The sequence below is a fragment of the Gemmatimonadota bacterium genome (genome assembly GCA_009838845.1).
Lineage (GTDB): Bacteria > Latescibacterota > UBA2968 > UBA2968 > UBA2968 > VXRD01.
This window is the reverse complement of the sequence record VXRD01000029.1, coordinates 1-17,081: the sequence shown is the minus strand read 5'-3', so window position 1 is coordinate 17,081 and position 17,081 is coordinate 1. Positions and strand designations below refer to the sequence as shown.

Annotated in this window: 12 protein-coding genes; 1 reads left to right on the top strand and 11 read right to left on the bottom strand. The window is 54.5% G+C overall.

From position 1 onward, the window contains the following. Positions 1 to 128 precede the first annotated feature (128 nt). Together F4Y39_04440 and F4Y39_04435 are read right to left on the bottom strand one after the other, a co-directional pair. Positions 129 to 1,181 (bottom strand): Gfo/Idh/MocA family oxidoreductase, encoded by a 1,053-nt coding sequence (locus F4Y39_04440; protein ID MYC12956.1) that lies wholly within the window; start codon positions 1,179 to 1,181, stop codon positions 129 to 131. Between the two features lie 141 nt (positions 1,182 to 1,322). Then, on the bottom strand, positions 1,323 to 2,129 hold the full coding sequence (locus F4Y39_04435; GenBank protein ID MYC12955.1) for a phytanoyl-CoA dioxygenase family protein: 807 nt from the start codon (positions 2,127 to 2,129) through the stop codon (positions 1,323 to 1,325). Between the two features lie 280 nt (positions 2,130 to 2,409). On the opposite strand from F4Y39_04435, the gene F4Y39_04430 reads away from it, so the two are divergent. Next, positions 2,410 to 3,456 (top strand): hydroxyacid dehydrogenase, encoded by a 1,047-nt coding sequence (locus F4Y39_04430; GenBank protein MYC12954.1) that lies wholly within the window; start codon positions 2,410 to 2,412, stop codon positions 3,454 to 3,456. A 61-nt stretch (positions 3,457 to 3,517) separates the two neighbouring features. On the opposite strand, the gene F4Y39_04425 is transcribed toward F4Y39_04430, so the two are convergent. The 9 genes from F4Y39_04425 to F4Y39_04385 form a co-directional block, all read right to left on the bottom strand. Continuing rightward, complete coding sequence (locus F4Y39_04425; GenBank protein ID MYC12953.1) at positions 3,518 to 4,501, bottom strand: hypothetical protein; 984 nt, start codon at positions 4,499 to 4,501, stop codon at positions 3,518 to 3,520. A gap of 20 nt (positions 4,502 to 4,521) precedes the next feature. Further along, positions 4,522 to 6,186, bottom strand: a complete 1,665-nt coding sequence (locus tag F4Y39_04420; GenBank protein MYC12952.1) for a sulfatase-like hydrolase/transferase — start codon at positions 6,184 to 6,186, stop codon at positions 4,522 to 4,524. A gap of 680 nt (positions 6,187 to 6,866) precedes the next feature. Beyond that, positions 6,867 to 9,053: a DUF3604 domain-containing protein gene (locus F4Y39_04415; protein MYC12951.1), complete on the bottom strand. Its 2,187-nt coding sequence runs from the start codon at positions 9,051 to 9,053 to the stop codon at positions 6,867 to 6,869. Next, the gene (locus tag F4Y39_04410) at positions 9,032 to 10,333 is read right to left on the bottom strand and encodes a DegT/DnrJ/EryC1/StrS family aminotransferase (GenBank protein ID MYC12950.1); all 1,302 of its coding nucleotides are present in this window, start codon (positions 10,331 to 10,333) and stop codon (positions 9,032 to 9,034) included. Before F4Y39_04410 ends, F4Y39_04415 begins: the two co-directional genes overlap by 22 nt. Positions 10,334 to 10,391: 58 nt before the next feature. Beyond that, on the bottom strand, positions 10,392 to 11,771 hold the full coding sequence (locus F4Y39_04405) for a sulfatase-like hydrolase/transferase (GenBank protein ID MYC12949.1): 1,380 nt from the start codon (positions 11,769 to 11,771) through the stop codon (positions 10,392 to 10,394). A gap of 75 nt (positions 11,772 to 11,846) precedes the next feature. Continuing rightward, positions 11,847 to 14,087 carry a DUF3604 domain-containing protein gene (locus F4Y39_04400; GenBank protein ID MYC12948.1) on the bottom strand — a complete coding sequence of 747 codons (2,241 nt, stop codon included), beginning with the start codon at positions 14,085 to 14,087 and terminating at the stop codon, positions 11,847 to 11,849. Positions 14,088 to 14,176: 89 nt separating this feature from the next. Further along, complete coding sequence (locus F4Y39_04395; protein ID MYC12947.1) at positions 14,177 to 15,205, bottom strand: hypothetical protein; 1,029 nt, start codon at positions 15,203 to 15,205, stop codon at positions 14,177 to 14,179. 107 nt (positions 15,206 to 15,312) lie between these two features. After that, positions 15,313 to 16,341, bottom strand: a complete 1,029-nt coding sequence (locus F4Y39_04390) for a Gfo/Idh/MocA family oxidoreductase (protein MYC12946.1) — start codon at positions 16,339 to 16,341, stop codon at positions 15,313 to 15,315. A 38-nt stretch (positions 16,342 to 16,379) separates the two neighbouring features. Then, positions 16,380 to 17,081, bottom strand: a 702-nt coding sequence (locus F4Y39_04385; protein MYC12945.1) for a hypothetical protein, incomplete at its 5' end; no start/stop codon positions are given.

The window sequence follows — 17,081 nt, the reverse complement described above, 5'->3', positions numbered from 1 at the left end:
TGAGAAAATCAAGCGTTAGGAAGGCTCGTGTGTTTGGATGAATTTAAATGCCTTTGTAGATATTGGAGAAGTAGGTTTCAAAGCCTTCGGGGCTAGGATAGCCGTCGAAAAGTTTGTATTCAGGAACATCACCTCAAATTAATTATCTTCCCCTGGCGAATCGCCTTCTGTCCGGCTGTACACATGCGAACAGAATCCACGATTACAGTGCCGGCAGTAAGGGGTTCACGGCGTTCTCGAACGCAGGTAATGAATTCCCGGTACATGGCATTTGTTCCCGCATGCCCGGTTTCCGCCATTTCCAAAGTGAGATCGTGAACAATAGGCTTTCCCGGCTGCCGATCACCCGGTCTGTATTTATACTGATAAATCTTCTTTCCATATCGCGTGTATTCCAGCCGTCCGTGACTTCCCAGGATTCCAATATCCCTGTACCCACCCGGGACAAAGATACCGAATCCGTAGGAGAGCTTCACGCCGTTTTCAAATTCGTACAGTAGTTGGGCATGATCAAGCGTATCCTGATCTTGAAAGACTTCAATCCCTCCGAAGCCGACCACTTTTACAGGACGTGATCCAATGATCCAACAAAAGGCATCCAGGTCGTGGCAAGACTCGGAGAGCAGACCGCCGCCAGAGGTTGTAAAAAAGTTCAACCAGCGTTTGCCATCTGACCAGGGGCCGCGGAAGGACGGGGCATTGATACAGATGACATCGCCGATTGATCCGACATCGATAAGCGCTTTTACTTTACGGTTCAGTGCAAAGTATCGGTGCTGCTCTCCTACCATTAAAATGCGATTGTTGAGACGGGCCGCCGCATTCATCTGATCGCATTCGGTGGCGTTCATCGCCATGGGTTTTTCTACCATGACATCGCAGCCGGAATTGAGGGCGTCTATGGTCATGGCCTCGTGGAGGTTGTGCGGCGTTGTGATCAGGACCACATTCAGGTCTGGGTGCTTGAGCATTTCCCGGTAATCCGTACAGGTTATCGGTGTGCCGCGACAGATTTTTAGGCCATAATCGAGTCGGTCCTGGCGGATATCGCATATCGCCAGGATCTGACATGAATCGCTGTTGTTGTTGATCCGTTCGATGTGCTGCCAGCACCGTTCTCCGATCCCGATAATACCGAATTTCAATCTGCGCTGTGGGTCTAAATTCAAGGGATTGTTCATCGTTCTCTATCCCCATCAAAAGAGGTGTGGCGTTTGCACATTGGGGTCACCGGCATACCCGGTCGCCTGTGCTCGCCACTGGTCGGTCAATATGAATACAATATTGGGTTGCTTTTTATGGGCCACAAAGGCCTCCTTTGATTACTGGCTGAGGCACACCCGTTGTCGAGTGGCGATTTCCTTTTTGTGGGTGTAGTGCGCCGTTTCGAGCAATTCGAGTGTTTCGGGCGCCAGCCGCTCTTTGACCGCCTCAGGAATGGGACGGCCGGGCTGGCGGTGGTGTGGGCGGTAGCGCAACGTTAACACCCGGCGTTGGCGATCGACGGGTTTCCAGGGCAGGACCCCGTGGGTCAGGCATTCGGGTATAATGACCACATCCCCAGCTGAGGGCGTGATATTGATGACTCCCAACGGTACTTCTCCTTCGATGCGACCCTGGGAAAATAGCTGCGGTGGCCGGTCAAACTGGCTTTTGTGCGAACCCGGGAGCACGAGGAGCCCGCCATCACCTGGATGTACATCGTCCAGGTAGGGAAACACCACAAAGTCGTCGCAATAGATACGGCCCTGGTGTATCTCGTAACGGGCGCTCTCAAAGCCGTAGTCGTCGCGGGCGCAGTGCAGCGGACTCGCCTCGGTGTGTCCGTCGGGATCGTCGACCATGAGGGTACCGCTGGCGAGCATAGGTTTGCCGTTTGTCAACTCCAGCACGATGGGCCAGACTGCGGGCAGAAAGACCAGCTTTTCCAGCGCCCGGTCAAAGGCGAAGCCGTGAGCAAAGCCTTTGAGATTTTCTGATTGTCCAAAATGCGGCGGAAGGTCTTCCGGTGCGCTGTCGATGTAGCGCCTGGTAGCCTCCGAAGCCGCATCCAGTTCCTCCGGAGTCAGGACGTTCTTCAGGTGCAGAAAACCGCATAGATCAAAAAGATAGCGTTGTTCTTCGGTCATTATCGTCAGCCTTGCCTTTCGTCAAAACAGTGAATTTGGACCCCTTAGAATCAAAGAAGCTATTTTCCGTTGTTGTCATAGTCCCACCGCGAACACTCACGCACCATCGGCAGTGGGCGAGATGTAAAATCATCTTTGAACAGTTTCTAAACTTTGTTAAGTTTTTGTTATGATCTTGCCCAGTTCCCAACCCTATTGAGGCTTAAGTTTATGAAATCCATGGCGCGTTTGTCGTTTTGCATACCTGCAGATCAGCGAGTAGATTTCCAGGAGGCCTTCCATGGCTGATCCCGAAATCCTGGTGCTGGGCGGTCCCGAGCGCGATCTCTATCTGGCCCCGGCCGATCTAGAGCGCCTGGATAGCTTTGCGAATTGGACATGGCTCCCCTGTGAAGCGGGTCAGGTCCAGCCCGGTCACCAGACCGAATTGTCGCGCCGGCTGGCGTCCGTCCAGGCCCTGGTCGTCTATTCGGGGGCGCCCCATATCGGCCCCGAACTCATGGAACAAGCCCCCGAGCTACGCCTCATCGGCGAATTGAACGGCGATCGTTTCGCTGAGCGCATCGACGTGGAGGCGGCCTGGCAACGGGATATCCGCGTTGTTGACACCACCAATGGCTCGTCCTACCCTGTCTCTGAGTGGGCCCTGGGCCTTATTCTCGTATCGTTGCGCAACGCCGGTTATTATCTGCGCCGCTACATGGAGGGAAATTGCCGCAAAACCCGCGACAACCCCAGCTTCCTGCGTGGCGAACTCACCGGCAAGACCGTGGGACTGATCGGCTGCGGCCATGCCGGCCGTCGCCTAATAGAATTGCTGCGCCCTTTCCGGGTTGCCATTCAGGTTTACGACCCCTACCTGCCTGGATCCATGGCCGAAGCCCTGGGCTTTCTCCTGACCTCACTCGAACAGGTCCTGTCGAGCTCCGATGCGATTGTCTGTCTGGCCCCGCAGACCCCCGGGACCCAGGGCATGATCGGTCGGGCAGAACTGGATCTGATCCCCTCGGGGACTGTACTGGTCAACGTCTCCCGCGGTCCCATCATCGATTCGGTCGCCCTGGTCGAACGCCTCAAGCGCGGCGATATTATCGCTGGCCTCGATGTTTTCGACCCCGACCCTATCCCCGACGGCCACGAAATAACCGGGCTGGACAATGTATTCCTTACGCCCCATATCGCCGGCGTCACCCGGGCCGCCTACTGGCGCTTTTTCGAACTGATGGTGGACGAACTAGACCGCTTTTTTCACGGCTTTGAGCCCTATTTCGAATTGACCCAGCGCACCCTGGACGACCGTAGCGGCCGTCGCCCCGCCACTTATTAAAAAGAGGTCGGTTTAGTGATTACTCCCACCCTAAAGGACAAATATTTAAGGTCTTCATTTTTTAAGTCTCTTTGGGTGAAAGCAGAAAATGGTCAAACCAGGCGACCATCTGCTCGAAGTACTCAACGAGAAAGCGATGATTGCCGTCGGGTTGATAGACTTTGAAACGATCGTCGTGCCCTGTTGAGGCATAGGCTTTTTGTACAACGGGTATAAGGGTATCGACGCCTTGGCGCGGCATGTCTTCGTCCCGGGTGGGCGAGATCATCATAAAAGGTCGCGGGGGCATGCAGGTGGCTACGACGCGCGGATGATCAAAATGACACAGGAAGTTAGGGATGTAGTAATAAGCACTGTGTCGTTCGTTGTCGCTCTGGTGAATGACGCTGGCCAGGCTGCCAAGGCCACCACAGACAGTTACGCCTGCCGCGATCCAGGGTGCACACGCCATCGAATACCAGGTTGCGTTGCCGCCAAGCGACATGCCTGTCAGGCCAATGCGGTTTTTGTCAACGCCATTTATCGCGCAAAGAATTCGAGCGGCTCTGAGTGTTTCTTCGACGAGAATGCCCATCTGGCTTCGTCCATACGGAGCCAGGAGCTTGTTCTCGGTTGCCCATTCTTCAATGCTGCGGCGTCTTCCTTCTGTGCCTTTGATCGAGATGGCCAGTGTCGTGAACCCTCTTCGCGCGAGTTCACGTCCCCAGCCAATCAATGGACCATCGGGAGATTGATGGAATTGTGGATGCGCGACCCGTTCTGCAGAGCCGGATGTGCCAGAAATGCATACGATTCCCGGTCGCATTTTTCCCGTATGCCCAGGTGGTTCCATGAGGATGGCGGGAACGGTTTCGCGCAGTGAGTTCTGATAGCTCAGATGGGTGACGCGAATGTCTTCGATTTCTCGCGTTTCTAAGGTTGTGAAATCTACCCTGTCGGGGATTGTAGCCAGCCCCAGAAGCTCTATGAGCTTTGCACGGATATCTGAGTCGGCAAGGTCAGATGTGGATGCTGGCTGGATGTCAGGTGGTATGATAGGTGACATATCGAGAAACCTTTATCATCTCACGGTTTTTGCACGACAAGTTCCGGCCGTGGAATCATGCGTTCCGGATTCCGTTCGTAACCTCGTTTCCACAACTCCTCCACAAGCCTTCCACTTTTAGCCAGTTCTTCGCGAAGCGCCTGCTGGTCCGCCTTTGCCCTCTGATCAATCGCTTCCGGGCAGCACACCTGGTATAGAATTCGCCGAAGCCGAGCCAGTTTTTGAGACGCATCGGGACGCTCCGCAAGATCTTGCATCTCCAAAGGATCCTCTGCAAGGTCAAACAACATCGGTCTTTCCCCAACGCACGCCACATATTTATCTGAACCCGATCGAAGAGCAAATGCGCTTCCTGGAAGGCCCGGCCCATGGAATTCACTGATAGCGAATTCGGGAAGCGCCGCACCCGGCTCGCCCCTCAAGGATCCCAGCAAGGATGTCCCCCGCATGTGTGTTGGCGAAGGCAACTCCAGGGCTTCCGAGAATGTCTGGAAAAGATCGAGATGTGAAACAGGTGCAGGCTCGGACCCTCCTGACTCTATGCCGGGTCCAGCCACGATCAGGGGTACGCGAATTGAATCCTCATACATCGATCCCATTCCGGAATTGCGATGTGCCCCCATGCTGCCACCGTGATCCGAAGCATAGGCGACCAGCGTCGAATCCCAGAGATTCTCGGTGTCTATGGCTTTGAGCACGCGCCCCACGTTGCGATCTGCCATCTCACAGATGCCGTGGTAGCCTACCAGACCACGGCGCAACTCCTCGGGTGTGCAAAGATCGCTGCACGTGTAACGAACAAAATCCCGGTGGAAGGGGTGCAGTCGAGAAACGGGTTCCGAATAGCGCTCGTCCAGGTCTTCGGTTCGCACCAGCGGATCGTAGTAGTCCCATAGCTCCTGCGGCGGATTCCATCCGGGATGGGGCTGTTTGATATTCACGATCAGGACCCAGGGGCGATCTTGTGGGCGTTCATACATCAGCCACTGTACCGCTTCTTCTGCGACCTGCGCGTCGTGCTGGTGTTCCCCACGCCCACTTGCAGGACCCGCTTCCCGCAATCGATGCAGGTGATGGTATCGGGGTTGCACGCGGCCCTCTTCGAACAGCGTGTGTACGTCCAGACTCTCCCGTGCCTTGGCCAGGCGCATATCTTCCACTCCAGCATCACTGCCCGGTTTGTAATCGAGCTTGCCAATGGTCGTAAGCACGACGCCATTTTCTGCAAAGTAATGCCCCCAGCCTCTGGGCACTCCTGAATAGGGAAACGCATTGTCCCAGGTAGAGATCTCGTGAACATACCGTCCCGCCATCATCGCTCCCCGCGAAGGCGCGCACAGAGGACTTGGGCAATAGGCACTGTCGAATCTCTTTCCTCGTCTGGCGAGCGCATCGATGTGAGGCGTACGGGTAATGGAACTACCGTAACAACCGGAAAACTCCGGGTTGTGTCGATCGGTCATGATATAAACGACATTCATAGCAGTCACCTCGGTGCGCGTTGTCAATGTCGGCATCTTAAGCCGTTGGAACATATCCCAGCTGATTGTTATATGCCACAGCTTCGGGGAAGGTCTCGTGAAGGTGGTCGAGAACCATCTCAATCTTACACCTGCACAAAGAACTGGGATAGGGCATCTCGCCGGTACGCCGGAAAAATGCCCCATTCTTTTCGTGAAAATCACCCCGCCGGTCCATGAACTGCCCCCAGTGTCCCATCGTGTATCGCATCTCTGTTCTTCTCTCAGCGCTCTGAATCCAGGCCTCGGGAAACAGCATTTGAAACCGCGGTGCCGAATTCATCCAGCTGCCGCATCGAACCACTTTTACTTCCGGCCGATGTACTTGCGAATCTCTGAGCAGCCTGATTAGCGATGCCGCAAACTGTATGTGCATATCGCTGAGGGGAGATTTTGGCTGGTAAACATTGGCAATATGAAGGCTCAACGAGTCCTCGTGCTTGTAGTCATGATTCCAACATTCGTGTGAACGGTCACCAGGTCTGGGCTGTTCGTTACCCAACGTGCGAATGCGCGCTTCCATAAGTGGCCAGAGGATCGCAAGTCCCCTGATCTCCACGGATTCACTATCATTACCATACTTGTCGAAGATTTCTCCCAATTTCCCTACAATGACGTTCCATTCGGGATCTTCATCTCCCGCTGCCGGATGGTGGTTGCCGTCGTAGAGTGAGGTATTCCGGTACAGATTGACTCGCACGTTGACGGTATCTTCCAAATCGCCGAGATTTTCCCGCAGCCGTTTGTTCGCGTACCAAAGGCTCAACCGGGTGAATTCCCGAACATAATGCAGGCGAATCGGATTCAGATCGGACATTGATTCTACCCCCGTTGTTCGTATTGCGTTAATCTTTTCCTCTGCCGGATTTTGCACCAAAATCCTGCCAGCCCCAATCCAGATGGATTCGGGGTATGGAAAACTCGTAATACCAGCGAATACTCACGGGTTCGTGTTGAGGTTCCAGGTATGCATAAAAAAGAGCAGATCGGCCCGTCACTTCATCCAGCATCCCTGCAGGCGTGAGTTCCGACAACAGGTTCGGATCCTCTTCCACTTCCAGGTAACGCAGCAAATCATTTGTGTGGTTTTCGGCGCCGCTGGAATTCACCTGAACGGGTGTCTCATGTTCATTCCACCACGGCAAGTCCGATGCTGGTTGAGATTCTCCGTCTGCCGCCTTTGCCCAGATCGGTGTACTCCAGGCAAACTCTCCATCGTTCTGGCGAAGGCGTATGTAGTAGGCATTCTCTTTGAGCGGATGCTCATCCACGTAAGTCAGATCTACGTCCAGCGTGTTCGGACGCCAGGTCATCAAGCGTCGATCATTCCGGATGAGATCTACGCGCTGCACTGTTGAGCATGCGTGAGCTACCACACGAACCCTGGCTGGGCCTGAAAGCTGTATCTCGCTGCCAGCGGGATTGCCTCCCAGCGAAACCATCAGAATGATTCGAGCCCCAGTCGTTGCAAAGGTTCGTTTTTCAGCGACAGCTTGCCAGATGGCCTTTCGTTCACAGCGAGTGGCCCACACACCTGCCAGAGGGCCCGACCCAAATCCGGTGTCACGGATGTTGAGCACCTTGTTGAACCGACCCCGGAAGCAATGGGGGGCCATTGGGGCGCCCAGTGTGGGCAAATGGATATCTCCCGATCCGATAACGGCCGGTCGATAGCCGTACCTCAGGGCCTTCTGCAGGAGCCACTCGAAAGCGCCGTGACCGCTGGCCACTTCCAGCAGTGGTTCGACATTTGGTCGAAATGCGTCCCAATTTGGCGGTCCTCCTCCAACGTGGGCTTCAAGAAGAACATCCTCCCGATCTCCGTAGGTTTCCAGCAGGATTTCCATCGACGAAAAAGTCGGCAGGTACCCATCTTCCATCTCCCGGAACACGACGTTTCGGTCCCCTCCAGAGCGCGTGTGAACTTCCGATGCCAGGAAGGGCACATATATTCCGGGCTCATCGTGATTGGTATATGCCTGTTGAAAGGCTTCCCACAGTTCAGGTTCGTCAGCCTGATCTGGTGGCGACATGGGGCCCGGAGCCGCAAAATCCAGCCGTCCCACTTCGCGGGCTTGCCTGTGTCGGGCATCCGGATCCAACTTGAAGCTGGGCTCGTCCATCAGCGCCATGGACGTATCGCCCCAGGCGTGGGAGTGAAAGTCTCCCCAGAGCAGCCGGAAGTCCGGAGACTTCTGGCAGAATATCGGATTGCTTATGGCTCGAAGGTCTCCATCCCTCGCTTCAAAGCGATAAACGCCAGGGTGGCTAATCTGCACGTCCTCCAACCTCAGGACGCCGTTATGTACTGGCTCAAACACGGCTCGATCCGGCAGGCCCGATACATTGTCGGGGGCAGTTAACTGGACGACGCCTTGATATTGTTCACACACATTTCGATGGATATCGAAAGCGACCAGATTGAGGTGAAACGATTCGCCCTGTTCGACAATGGATGGTCCCAGAATTCGCAGCATATCTGCGGATGCTTCTGAAGTAATGCGAATCCGGATCTCTCCACCCGCGATTCTGACAAATTCACCATCGCCATTGCGATCTACCGCTGCCTCCAGTCGCGCCATTGTAGTCGAGTCATAAACTTCAGCACCTGGACCACCCCCGCAGCGATCACCGATTCGCAATCTGACCCAATCTCCTTTTCGAAGGATCCCTTTCGATACTCGGATTCTCGCAACTTCGGGTTCGTGACCGTGGTCGGAATTGACAGTCAGGTCCAGCCCGGCGTCAGAATTTGACGCCATTGTCACATAGTCGCGTCCCAGTGGGTTATTCAGCTGAGGGGCGTGGCCCATGAGGAATCCGCGGCGGAAGAAGCAGAATCCTCCACCGTCCTGCACATCCGCTGCAGCAGTAAATGTGATCTCCCACGTGCCGACTTTCCCAGCAGGCAGATTGAATGTGGATCCCGATGCAACAGAACCATCTGCACCCCGAAACAGGACCTCAAATCCGTCGGGTTCATCCCCGGGAATCGAGGCATGGATCCATTCTATGCGAGCGTTTTTTGACATACGGTATCATCCGTTAATTCAGAAAGCCGCGAACGGTTGTCATATACCTTCTGAAATGCCTCTGCCGTTTGTTCGACCCAGATCGGATCGGGATCTACAGGGGTAGATAGCCAGAAGCACGTGCTATGTATCCTTTCGCTGATCGGCAGGCTGCCCGGTCGATACGATTTTCTCGCGTTATCTGGAAGATATCCCCAGGGACCCCCAAGGCCCTCGAATGAGAAATCGTTGAACAGTGACTCCAGATGCATTACACCATACCCGTAAGGCGTTATCTCCGGCTTTGTCCGCACTCCTTCGGCTACCAGCGCTTCCAGAACCTTCGACACGGGTACTCCATAGGCTTCGGGATCGACCAGACCCGCATACAACAGGAGACCGCCGCGGGTAGCCTTTGGATAGGCCTTCTGAGTCTCAACCCCCTCTACATTCTCGAGAAGCTCGTCCATTTGTGCAAACCACTTTCGGCGCTTTTCGTTGAGCTCTGAAAGGCGTTCGAGCCGCCCTCGAGCCATCGCGATACCAAAAGGATTCGCTCTGTATTTGACGCCCAGGCCCATGTTGTGCAATCCCTTAAACCGATCGGTTTTCCACGATCCCCCGCAACGACCGTACTGTCCCAATGCCATCATCTGATCATAGAGATCATCGTCATCTGTCACCACCACCCCGGCCTCCAATCCCGTAACTGGCTTGCTGCCCTGCAGGCTGAAGCATCCAATGTGGCCAATGCTGCCCACTGGCTTGCCATCCCACAGAGCGCCGTGTGCGTGAGAGGCGTCTTCAATCAGCTTGATATCGGTTCCGGCGATCAGGTCCAGCAGTCCATCCATATCCGCCGGATTCCCATAGACGTGTGTGACGACAATCGCGCATGTCCTGTCTGTGATTCGTTGCTTTACATCTTCCGGATCCGCACAGAAGGTGTTCGGATCTACCTCGCAGAATACTGGTGTTGCGCCGCAGTGGAGGATGGGTGAAATCGTGGCATGCCAGGTGACTGATGGCACGATCACTTCTTTGCCAACACCGGCGCCCGCAGCAAAAATGGCCGAGTGCAAAGCTGCGGTTCCGTTGCACGTACAGATCGCGTGCTGGGTCTTTACCAGTTTGCTGAAACCAGATTCGAAGAGCTCGAGATGTCGCCGGGCTGTGTTCGGATCGTCCAGTACCTCGTTCACGTACGACTTTTCAAGCGGGCCGATATTTTCCCACCCATCTCCTACAGGAGCCGTAACGGCCTTTGGGCCCCCTTCAATTGCCAGAAGTGATTGTGCCATGGTATTCTCCTAAAGTAATCTTTACCCTGGTTGAGATTTTTGGAATCAAAAAAGGTTCTTATCCGTCCAGCCCTCTATTCCATTTGTATAAAAGCCATTTGCTCAGCGCCTGCCCATCTCCAATTTGCCACGCCCAATCTTCGAGTTTCCCGAACAGCGTCCGCAGCACTTCTTCCAGCCCGGGTTCGCGGAGCCTGTTGTTTATTTCGTCTGGATCAGTGGGACGATGATAGAGTTCCGGAGGTCGCTCTGAGTTGACGATCAGTTTCCATTCATTTGTTACAATACACCTTTCAAACATCGTAGGGTCACTTTCCGGAGGACAGTAGAGACCATCCTGACGATATGGATGGTTCTGAATATAAACAGAGTCACGCCATGGACCTTTGCCAGAAAGCAGGAGTTCTCTCGCGCTGCGACCGTGCAGGCCATCGGGAATGTCTAGCCCGCAGAGATCCAGGATGGTGGGCACCAGGTCTGCGTGACTGACGAGTTCGCTTCGGACTCCAGGTTTGATCTTTCCGATCCAGTAGAAGATCAGAGGAATTCTGCTCGCCGTGTCGTAGCAATTCCGTTTTGGCTGAGGATTCCATCGGTAGACAAAATCATGCCCGTGATCCGATGTATATACAATCAAGGTGTTTTGCTCGAGGCCCAAAGTATTCAGGACATCCACCATCCGGCCAACGTTTTCATCAATTCTGTTAACCATTGCATAGTACGTGGGGTACTGGACCTTTCCCTGAAATCGCTCGCAGTTTTTCGGGGGAGCGGTCCACGGTGTGTGCGGAGGCCGGAAAGATACGATCAAGCAGAATGGATTCTGGTGGTGTTCGCGAATAAACTGGATTCCGCGGTCGAACTCGAAGTCAACACGGTACTCGCCTGGTTCTTCACGACCAAAATCGGGAATTGCAGACTCGTGATTGTCGGGCACGGTCCATTTCTTCATGGGCTCTCCAACCCATTGTGATTCACTCCCGTCATGACCTTGCCAGACATCAAAGTAGTCCGGAGGAGGCTGGATCGGTCTTCCCGATACAGGTCGATCGAAAGGCTCAGGCGTCGGACCCAGATGCCATTTACCGACGTAGCCGGTGGTGTAACCCATATCGTGCAGGAGCCTCGGAAAAGATGTTGTGTGGTCGGTCAAAGTCACATCGTTGTCCCAGACCTCAGTCTTGTGGGGAAATAGTCCCGTCAGGATTGAAGATCGGGCCGCGGAACAGAGAGGCTGGGTCACAAAAGCCGATTCAAAACAGGCACCTTCACTTGCCAGTCGGTCGATATGAGGAGAAATTGCATTCCGATTGCCGTAACATCCCAATGAATCAAACCTCTGTTGATCAGGAAGGATCAGGATGATGTTGGGAGGTCTCCCTTCTGTCTCACCTATATTTTTATCTCTGGTCCAATCGTCCGTTGGCCGCTGATCCATCTCCTATCTCCTATTTTCCAATGCCAGAATTTGACCCGAGAGCCAGTCGGTCTGTTTTATACGCAGAGACTCAAGTCAGAGATGCCCGCCAGACTCCAGGATACGCTCTTCCACTCTGGGAGGGGTCGGTCGGAGTCCAAAATCTCTCCACCCCCAGTCCACATGGATTTTGGGCATGTCGAATTCAAAATACCAGCGAATACTGATGGGATCTCGATCGATACCAAAATATCCGAGGAAAAGCGCACATTTTCCGGTGACTTCCTCGATTACGTCGAAAGGGGTCAGATCGTGAAACTCTTCAATCTCTTCTTCCACCTCCAGGTAACGGTGCAGATCGGCTTCGTAAGACTCCGCCTGGTTGGGCCTGAGGCTCGTGAGATCAAGAGGCTCGTGCGCGTTCCACCTGGGCAGGTCATATTGCTCAGATCCATCCGGACAGAAGGTCCAGATTGGCGTGGACCATGCGTATTCACCGTCGATTTGGCGGAGACGAACGTAATAGGCTCCCTCTCGCAGCGGAATCTCGTCGGTATAGGTCAGATCTATATCGATTGCATCGGGATGCCATGAGTGGAGACAACGGTCATTCCGAATCAAGTCTATTCGCTGCACGGGAGCACAGGCGTGCGCGCAAATGGTGATCTCAGCAGGCGCCGAGATTTTGGCCTCGCTGCCCGCAGTGTGTCCGTTGACATCTACGGTCAGGATGATGCGCGCCCCAGTGGTGGCGAAGGTGCGCCGATCCCGAATTGCCTTCCAGATTTCGTTACGCTCGCAGCGCGCTGCCCAAACGGCGGCGATCGGTCCGTTCCCATACCCGGTGTCTCGGAAGTTCAAACCAATATTGTGCCACCTCCCGAAGTAGTCTTTGGCGGCGATTGGAGCGCCCATTGTAGCAAGGTGGGTGTCCCCCGATCCAATAACGGCCGGGCGAAAGCCACAGCGCAGGGCCCACTGGAGCACCCATTCAAAGCAGCCATGCCCGCTGGCGACCTCAAGAAGCGGCTCGTGACTGGGACGATAATCGTACCATTGGGGGGGACCACCCCCGATGTGGGCTTCAAGGATCACATCCTCCCGATCTCCAAACTCGGCCATCACTTCGTCCATGGTGCAGAAGGTGGGGGGGTAGGTTTCAGTCCATTCACGGTAGATTACGTTCCGATCCCCTCCAGGTCTCGGGTGAACCTCTGAAGCGAGAAAAGGAACGTAAGTCCCCGGCTCATCGTTGTTCCGATAGGCTTGCTGATAGGCACGCCACAACTCTGGTCGATCCTCCTGGATTGGCGGAACGGCCGGTCCAGGCGCTCCAAAGTCCAGCCGGCCGACTCTCCGCAACTGTTCGTGTCTCCGCTCAGGATGAATCTTGAAGGTGGGATCGTCCAGTAGCGACATGCTAATGTCGCCCCATCCGTGACAATGGAGATCTCCCCAGAGGAGACGGCGGCCGTGCTGTTCCTTGCAGAGGATGGGATTGCTCACTGCCCTTAGACCGTGGCGTTTGTCTTCCGCGATCAGACGGATAAGGCCGGGTTCTGATATGCGAATGTCTTCCAGAATCACGAGCCCGCTGTCACTGGAGCCCAACGAGATGGATTTGGGCAAACCCTCAACCGCTGAAATCGGACCAGAGAAGGTCACTCGACCCTCAAATTGTTCGCAGATATTGTGGTTTGCATCGAAGGCCATCAGATGCAGTGCAAAGGCCTCATCGGGCGTAACGATCGACGGGCCCAGAAGCCGAAGCAGCGCCGGCACAGGATTGGATGTGATGTGAATCCTGCAAGGGTTGCAGGCCAGTTCCCGATAGACGCCATCCCCTGTCCGATCCACGGCGCCGGTAATCCGCCCCAGAGTCGTTCCGTCATAAACGGCGCTCCCCGCGCCTCCATAGCTCGAATCGCCAATCTGAATGGTGAAGGAATCACCGGTTTTCATCTCACCCTCATCGACCAGCACCTGGGCGAATCCCGGACGGTGGGACTGCTTTTCTGAATTGACGATCAGGCGTAAGGTCGCATCACATTGGGTTTTTAGAGTGACGAAATCACGTCCCTCTGGGTTGTAGTCCTGAATTCGATGCGAGAACAGAAACGAGTGCCGCTGAAAAAGAAAACCGCCGCCGGCAGTTATGGTTTCTGATGCGGTGGCAGTAATCTTCCACATCCCCAACTTGCCTGCGGGCAATTCCAGATCGTGCCCACAGCTACGTGAGCCGTTACTTCCGTGAAATTCGACCTCGAACGCATCGGGCTCGTTACCCGGTACAGGTTGGACTGTGATGCTGACGCGCTGCACTCGTGATTTCGGCATGGGTCCTCCTCAACAGCCGTTCGACGTATCACGGCGCCAGAACAAGTTCATGTTCAAGATTCGGTGGATGGGATTCATTTGCAATGTGATCAGAGACCACCGTTCCTCCATTTGTCCAGAACATCACTGGCGACTTTCATGTTGAACTGATGTCCGCCATCAAATTGATCGACAAATAACTGATCCGAAGCGCCGGCTGCCCCATATGCCTTCCGCACTCTGACCAATGCTCTCTCCGCCCATTCGTGTGGCGCCAGTCGATCCCTCAACCCCCATTCAATCACCATAGGGCGGGGGGCGATGAGAGAGAAGATCTCCGGCGTATCCCCATACTGGAGAAGTCCCGGGATGAGTTGTGCGCCGCACTTCTTCAAAGCCTGATAACGTTCCTGGTACATGCTCAGACAGCCCGAGGGTACGGCAATCTTGACCCGTGAATCAAAAGCAGAGATCATCATGGCCATTCGACCTCCGAGCGAAATCCCTGCACAGCCAAGCATCTCACTGTCGATATAATCAAGGGACTGAAGCACATCGAGTGCAGCCTGTAGATCGCACAGATGTAGTGCCACAACGGTTGTGCCCATCAGCGTTGCACAAAGGTAGTTGCGCATGCAATAGTCAACCCGGGGATTTGGATAATTGGACCGTCGTTCGCCAAACCCGCGTAGATCGGGCATCAGGGTGACGTAGCCCTGCTGTGCGAATTTCTGGCCGAAGTTGTATCCCTTCGTTACAATTTCTTCTTTCCGCTCGGGTGAATTGTCGATCCCCGCCACACCATCTTTCCCAAACTGGCTGTGCCCGTGCAGGCAAAGGAGACCCGGAGTCCGATTCTGTAACTCCTTGGGAACGAGCAAATAAGCCGGTACGAACACGTCCAGCTCCGTCTGGTAGCGAATGCGATGGCGTACGTGGTCCCCACAATCCGTTTCAGTCAGGAATTCCAGAGAAAGGTCCGACCGTTCCGGGCGAAGGCCCAACAGTTCCACTACTGTTGATCGAAATCGATCCTGCCACCTCTCCAGTTCATCGACCGTTGAGCCATCGAATAGCATTGAAGGCTCAAACTGATCCAGCAGTTGCGAAAGGTCATCTTCGAAGATGATGGGTCTCATTGTCCAGTCTCGGTCAGGATTGACTGCAGGTCAGTATAAAATTTAATTCAGAAAAGCACAAGCGAATCCAAATCTCTTTGGGATTCCCGGGATTCTTTGGTTGCGGGCTATTCAAACCAATGAGGGGATTGCGGGCGCTTCGTGCGAATCGAATCCAGTGCTGCCTCACAGATAGAAACTATGCGCGCACCCCATCGAGCCGGGATCGGATTACTGATTTTGCCATCGAGCAGATTTAGATAATCGACCACAGAGCGCCCCCAGCCGTGTCCACCAATTACTTCATGAGCAGATGATTCTTCGATTGGAACTGGCTCATGGCCACGGCGGAAGAGTTGGCCTTTCCACAACGTGCCTTCGGTGCCATATACGGCTAAAAAACCACCGCCCATTCCCTCGCCCATGCCATGTCCGGAGCAGCCGCTTGTCACAAAGACTTTGCCTGTGACGCCATTTTCAAATTGAAGGATCACAATATAACAGTCATCATCTGGAAATACCGGGATGCTGAGCTTATTGCTATAGGCATAGACCTCCGTAACCGGGGATTCGACGGTCCACAAAATCAGATCAAGTGGGTGGCAGCCGCCGCCCAGCAGGATATTCTGGGGATTTTGCTGATCAATGCGCCAGGGTGTGTGACTTTTACCCTCAGGTGAATAATGGCTCCACATGTCATGGATGTAATCGCCCTGGACAAAGAAAACATCGCCAATCTCACCGGATTGGGCCATCAGTGCCATTTCGTGCCAGGGATGCAGGTAGCGCATGGTTTGGTCGGTCATGACATGCCGGCCACTCTCTGCCTCTGCGTCGAGGATGCGTTGGGCATCTGCCACTGTGGTAGCAAGCGGTTTTTCCACCAGGACGTGGCAGCCCTGCTCCAATGCCATGACAGTCTGGTCGGCGTGCAAGTGATCCGGTCCTGCCACGACTACAATATCGGGCTGCGTTTCTCGCAGGAGTTGAGCGTACTCGTGGCCAGTCAAGGCATCCGGATATTGCTCATGCATCATGTCCAACTGTGCCTGCTGTGGATCGACGAGACCCACAATTTCTCCACGTCCATCGACTACCTGAGCCACATTACGGCCAGCGCTTCCACAGCCGCTAATCAAGAGTTTGTAACGCTTCATGGCAAATATCTCAATTTTTTCTGAAATTCGAACGTTCACTATCTTCTTTTTGCACTAATTTCAGCGATGGTATCGCCGGTTATTTTGACGGTGCGGGTATCTACTCGCTCAACGTCTTCACGGGTAGCTCTGGCCTCGGCACTATCAGCGGACTGATATTCGGTCGCGAATATATACGGAGATGGGATTGTATAAGGTGGGATTTCTCCGATTCGCCCCATAGCTTTGCGAGCGCCTTCTCGGAGCAGATCCCGAGCTTTAGTGGGGGAGAGGGAGAGGGCAGCCGTGCGGCTGAGCCCCTCTTTCACGACAACGCTTTCGATGTCGGGAACATAACGTCGAGCCTCATCTATAGCAGCCCGATCCCCGCTGACGAAAACCGTGGGCACGCCAACCTCACCGGCATGGGCTATGTTGAAGCCAATTTCGCCGATCAGTTCATCGTTCAACCAGCAGTTGGCAATGCTTCGGGAACTCCAGCTGTGACACAGCACACCATCAGGGGTGTTCTCCATCGCGTGATGGCCATACAAAAATTGCGCCTCAAATGTCAATCCCATCTCCCACGCAGAGCCCCTGGGGCGGCCGTATATCACCCGGGCTTCACGGTGGATATGTTCGATATTGATTCCACCACTGCCGTGTCCGTCCAGCACGATAGGGTCAGTGGCGCCTCCTTCCAGAGCACCGTCTATGAGGGCGTTGATCTCCAGAGTGGCCAGATATTTGGCCTGTTCGTT

What these genes read in the sequence shown, in the direction of transcription:
- F4Y39_04405 (MYC12949.1), bottom strand. Translation starts at nt 11,771, where the DNA reads ATGGATCAGCGGCCAACGGACGATTGGACCAGAGATAAAAATATAGGT.
- F4Y39_04425 (MYC12953.1), bottom strand. Translation starts at nt 4,501, where the DNA reads ATGTCACCTATCATACCACCTGACATCCAGCCAGCATCCACATCTGAC.
- F4Y39_04435 (MYC12955.1), bottom strand. Translation starts at nt 2,129, where the DNA reads ATGACCGAAGAACAACGCTATCTTTTTGATCTATGCGGTTTTCTGCAC.
- F4Y39_04395 (MYC12947.1), bottom strand. Translation starts at nt 15,205, where the DNA reads ATGAGACCCATCATCTTCGAAGATGACCTTTCGCAACTGCTGGATCAG.
- F4Y39_04410 (MYC12950.1), bottom strand. Translation starts at nt 10,333, where the DNA reads ATGGCACAATCACTTCTGGCAATTGAAGGGGGCCCAAAGGCCGTTACG.
- F4Y39_04400 (MYC12948.1), bottom strand. Translation starts at nt 14,087, where the DNA reads ATGCCGAAATCACGAGTGCAGCGCGTCAGCATCACAGTCCAACCTGTA.
- F4Y39_04415 (MYC12951.1), bottom strand. Translation starts at nt 9,053, where the DNA reads ATGTCAAAAAACGCTCGCATAGAATGGATCCATGCCTCGATTCCCGGG.
- F4Y39_04430 (MYC12954.1), top strand. Translation starts at nt 2,410, where the DNA reads ATGGCTGATCCCGAAATCCTGGTGCTGGGCGGTCCCGAGCGCGATCTC.
- F4Y39_04440 (MYC12956.1), bottom strand. Translation starts at nt 1,181, where the DNA reads ATGAACAATCCCTTGAATTTAGACCCACAGCGCAGATTGAAATTCGGT.
- F4Y39_04390 (MYC12946.1), bottom strand. Translation starts at nt 16,341, where the DNA reads ATGAAGCGTTACAAACTCTTGATTAGCGGCTGTGGAAGCGCTGGCCGT.